Raw genomic sequence first — 4,524 nt, 5'->3', positions numbered from 1 at the left:
TGGCTCGATCATACACGCAGCGCGATGGCGCGGGAGCGAAATCTGTGGTTGCCCCCGGCGGAATTGCATGACGATTTCCCATCGCATATTCCTTATGCCCATGTCCCGTTTCTTATGCGCATGCCCCGGGCCGGCCCGGTTGACCCGGGCTGCCGTTTGAGCAAAACCAGCCGGGAGCGCGGAGGGGAAACATCATGCGTCTGGCCAGTCTCATCATCTGCCTGCTCGCGCTGGCCGGCGCGACATGTCCGGCGCGGCTGCTGGCCGCCGGCAATCCGGAGCGCATCACCTATGACGCGCCGAGCTATGCCCATTACGGCGCCTTCCGCAGCGGCACCAGCCAGCCCGGCAAAGCCGTCGCCACGCTGTGGCTGCCCGATAAACCGGCCCCGGATATATCGACAGGGGACAAACTGCCCGCCGTGGTGATCGGCCATTCCATCGGCGGCTGGAAGGACAGCTCCGAAGGCCGTTATGTGCAGCCGCTGCTGGCTGCCGGTTTCGCCGTGATCGGGCTGGACCATTTCAGCGGCCGCGGCATCACGCGGGCGGCCGACGTGCCCGGCGCGATCAGCCCGATGACGCCGGTTTCCGATGCGCTGCTGGCGCTGAAGCTGGTGGCCAGTCATCCGCGCATCGACCCGCGACGCATCGGCGTGATGGGACTTTCCATGGGCGGCGTGACGGCGGAGCTGACCGCCTATGAACTGGTGCGCCGCCGGGTGCTGGGCGACAGCGATCTGAAATTCGCCGCCCATCTGCCCTTCTATGCTCCCTGCGGCAACGTCTTCATCAACAATAACGGCCCGACCCTGACTGGCGCGCCGATGCTGAAGCTTTATGCCGGCAGGGACGAAACCACGCCGCGCGACAAATGCGATCGTATCGAGGCGCTGCTGGCGGCCAGCCAGCCCGGCCTGGACCGCAGGGCGATCTGGTATCCGGACGCCTATCACGCCTGGGAAGTGCCGACCGCGCCACGCTTCTATCCGCAGCATGTGAATGCGCGCAAATGCCCGATCACCGATTTCGGCAGCAGCCTGCGCCTGATCGATGCCAATGGCGGCGAACGGCCCTACGACCTGGCTGAAATCCAGGCCTGCATCAGGGACAGCACCGGCTATTCCATGGGCGCCAGCCCGGCGGCGGCAGCCGATGCGATGAAACAGATGCTGGCGTTTTTCGCGCGCACGCTGGGCAAGTGACGGCCGGTCACTTTTCCAGCAGGCCCTTGAGCTGATACAGCAGGTCGAGCGCCTGTTTCGGCGACAACGCGTCGACATCGGCGGATTTCAGCGCGCGCTCGACTTCGGATGGCCTGGCCACGGCTGCCGCCTTCGGCGGTGGCGCCATGGAAAACAGCGGCAGATCGTCGACCAGTTTGGCTGAAGCGCCGGTCTGGCCGGATTTCTCCAGCGTGTGCAGCACGTCGGATGCGCGTTTCAGCACCGCCTCGGGCAGGCCGGCGAGTTTGGCGACCTGGATGCCGTAGCTGCGATCGGCAGCACCGGGGCCGACCTCGTGCAGGAAGACCAGCTCGCCTTCCCATTCCTTCACTTTCAGCGTGTGATTGGAGAGCTGCGGCAGCTTTTCGCTCAGCGCCGTCAGCTCGTGGTAATGCGTGGCGAACAGGCCGCGGCAACGGTTTTTCTCGTGCAGGTATTCCACCACCGACCAAGCGATCGAAAGGCCATCGAAGGTGGCGGTGCCGCGCCCGATCTCGTCCAGGATCACCAGCGCTTTCGGCCCCGATTGGTGCAGGATCGCCGCCGTCTCCACCATCTCGACCATGAAGGTGCTGCGCCCGCGCGCCAGATCGTCGGCGGCGCCGACGCGGCTGAACAGGCGGTCCACCACGCCGAGATGCGCCTTCGCCGCCGGCACGAAGGCGCCCATCTGCGCCAGCACGGCGATCAGCGCGTTCTGGCGCAGGAAGGTGGATTTGCCCGCCATGTTCGGGCCGGTGAGCAGCCAGAGCCGGCTGCCATCCCCAAGATTGCAATCATTCGCCATGAAGCGCTCGCCCTGGCCGGCGCGCTCAAGGGCGGCCTCCACCACCGGATGGCGGCCGGCCTCGATACGGAAGGCCAGGCTGTCGTCCACTTGCGGCCGCACCCAGTTGCGCTGCACGGCCAGCAGGGCCAGCGATGCGGTGACATCGAGGGCGGCCAGCGCATGGGCGGCCCGCGTGATGGCCTCGGCCTGGCCCAGCACCTGGGCGCTCAGGCGCTCGAACATCTCGAGCTCGAGTTTCAGCGCGCGGTCGGCGGCCTGGGCGATTTTGCTCTCCAGCTCGGAGAGCTCGGGCGTGCTGTAGCGCACCGCGTTGGCCATGGTCTGGCGATGGATGTAGACCGGGCCCATCTGCGGCATGTGTTTCGGCGCCACCTCGATGTAATAACCCAGCATGTTGTTGTGCCGGATCTTCAGCGTCGCGATGCCGGTTTCCTGCGCGTACTTATCCTGCAATGCCGCGACATGGCGGCGGCTTTCGTCGCGCAGCAGGCGCAGCTCGTCCAGCGCGGCATCGACCCCTGGGCGGATGAAGCCGCCGTCGCGGGCATAAAGCGGCAGCTCGTCGGCCAGCGCGGCGGCAAGGCTGTTGACCAGCGCGGCATGGTCGCCCAGCGCGGCGCGCAATTCGGCCAGAGCCGGCGGCAACACGGCTTCGGCGCCCAGCCGCGCCTGCAGGGCCTGCGCCTGGGTAAGCCCGTCGCGCAGGCTGGACAGATCGCGCGGGCCGCCACGGCCCAGACTGAGGCGCGACAACGCGCGGGCCAAGTCGGGCACCTTCTCCAGGGCGGCGCGGATATCCTCGCGCAGGCGCGGCGTCTCGACCAGGCAGGCCACGGCATCATGGCGCGCGGCGATGGCGACCGGGTCGGTGAGCGGTGCCTGCAGCCGCTGCGCCAGCAGGCGCGCGCCGGGGCCGGTCAGCGTGAGGTCGATGCAGGAGAGCAGCGCGCCGTCGCGGTTGCCGGCCGTGGTCTCGACCAGCTCGAGGTTGCGCCGCGTGGCCGGGTCGATCGCCATCACGCTGAGCGGCGCCTGTTTCGCCGGCGGATCGAGGCGGGGCAACCGGCCGCATTGCGTCGCCTCGACATAATCGAGCAGCGCGCCGGCGGCGCAGAATTCGGCGCGGCTGAAATCGCCATAGGCATCCAGCGCCGCGACGCCGAGCGCGCTTTTCAGCCGCCGCTCGCCCGACTGGCTGTCGAAGCGCGCCGACGGCAAAGGCGAGAGCGCGACATCAAGCTGTTCGAACATCGCCCGCAGCTCCGCCCGGGCCAGCAGGCCCTCGGGCAGCACCAGCTCGCGTGGATTGACCCGTGCCAGATCGGCGCCCAGACCAGCCTGCGTTGTTTCCGTCAGGCCGAATTCGCCGGTCGACATGTCGAGCCAGGCCAGCGCCAGCGCGCCGTCGGACCCGCCAACCTGGGCCAGGGCGGCAAGGTAATTGTTGCGCCGCGATTCGAGCAGGCTGTCTTCGGTGATGGTGCCGGGCGTGACCACGCGCACCACGTCGCGCCGCACCACCGATTTCGAGCCGCGCTTCTTCGCCTCGGCCGGGTCTTCGGTCTGTTCGCAGACCGCGACCTTGAAGCCCTGGCGTATCAGACGGGAGAGATAGGCCTCGGCGGCATGGACCGGCACGCCGCACATCGGGATCGGCTGGCCGTCATGCTCGCCGCGTTTGGTCAGGGCGATGTCGAGCGCCCGGGCCGCCCGCCCGGCATCGTCGAAGAACAATTCGTAGAAATCCCCCATCCGGTAGAACAGCAGGCAATCGGGATGGGCGGCCTTGATGGTCAGGTACTGAGCCATCAGGGGGGAGGTGCCGGGCGGCAGGGTGGGACTCTGTTCTTGTTTGTTCATGGGCAAAATATTGTGCAGCCCGCAGACATAGCACAGCGCGCGGGCCTTTTAACCCCCCGGGGCTTTTAACCTCTTTGGCGTTGGCCTTATGATGGCCGCCGGGAGCGAAATGCCCGCGTGTGAAACCGGAAAAACCGCAGAGAAAAATGAGCGAATCGAAAAGCCCGTCACTTTACGACGACGCCCTCGAATTCCACAAAATGGGCCAGCCAGGCAAGCTGGAGGTCGTGCCGACCAAGCCGATGGCGACCACCCGCGACCTCAGCCTGGCCTACAGCCCGGGCGTCGCCGCGCCCTGCCTGGAAATCCAGAAGGACCCCGACACCGCCTACGACTATACCTCGCGCGGCAACATGGTGGCGGTGATCTCGAACGGCACCGCCGTGCTGGGCCTGGGCAACCTGGGCGCGCTGGCGGGCAAGCCGGTGATGGAAGGCAAGGCGGTGCTGTTCAAGCGCTTCGCCGATGTCGACTGCATCGACCTGGAGGTCGATACCGAGAATGTCGACGAGTTCGTCAACGCGGTGCGTTATCTCGGGCCCAGCTTCGGCGGCATCAACCTGGAAGACATCAAGGCGCCGGAATGCTTCGTGATCGAGCAGCGCCTGCGCGAGCTGATGGACATCCCGATCTTCCATGACGACCAGC

Annotated in this window: 2 protein-coding genes and 1 pseudogene; 2 read left to right on the top strand and 1 reads right to left on the bottom strand. The window is 67.0% G+C overall.

Features of this window, described 5'->3' with window-relative positions; translation table 11 throughout:
- The first annotated feature begins 194 nt into the window (after nt 1-194).
- Nucleotides 195-1,205 (top strand): dienelactone hydrolase family protein, encoded by a 1,011-nt coding sequence (locus Q1J79_RS06350; protein ID WP_300298098.1) that lies wholly within the window; start codon nt 195-197, stop codon nt 1,203-1,205.
- A gap of 7 nt (nt 1,206-1,212) precedes the next feature.
- Here Q1J79_RS06350 and mutS read toward each other — a convergent pair whose 3' ends face one another.
- A complete protein-coding gene (gene mutS / locus Q1J79_RS06345) occupies nt 1,213-3,876 on the bottom strand; it encodes a DNA mismatch repair protein MutS (RefSeq protein WP_300298095.1) in 2,664 nt (887 codons plus the stop codon).
- A gap of 146 nt (nt 3,877-4,022) precedes the next feature.
- Here mutS and Q1J79_RS06340 point away from each other — a divergent pair.
- A pseudogene (locus tag Q1J79_RS06340) lies at nt 4,023-4,524 on the top strand (NADP-dependent malic enzyme); the annotation flags it as partial.

Origin of the sequence: Ferrovibrio sp., from assembly GCF_029255545.1 — a bacterium.
Taxonomy (GTDB): domain Bacteria; phylum Pseudomonadota; class Alphaproteobacteria; order Ferrovibrionales; family Ferrovibrionaceae; genus Ferrovibrio.
Note: the sequence above shows the minus strand (reverse complement) of the source record. Positions and strands in the feature narration are given on the sequence as shown.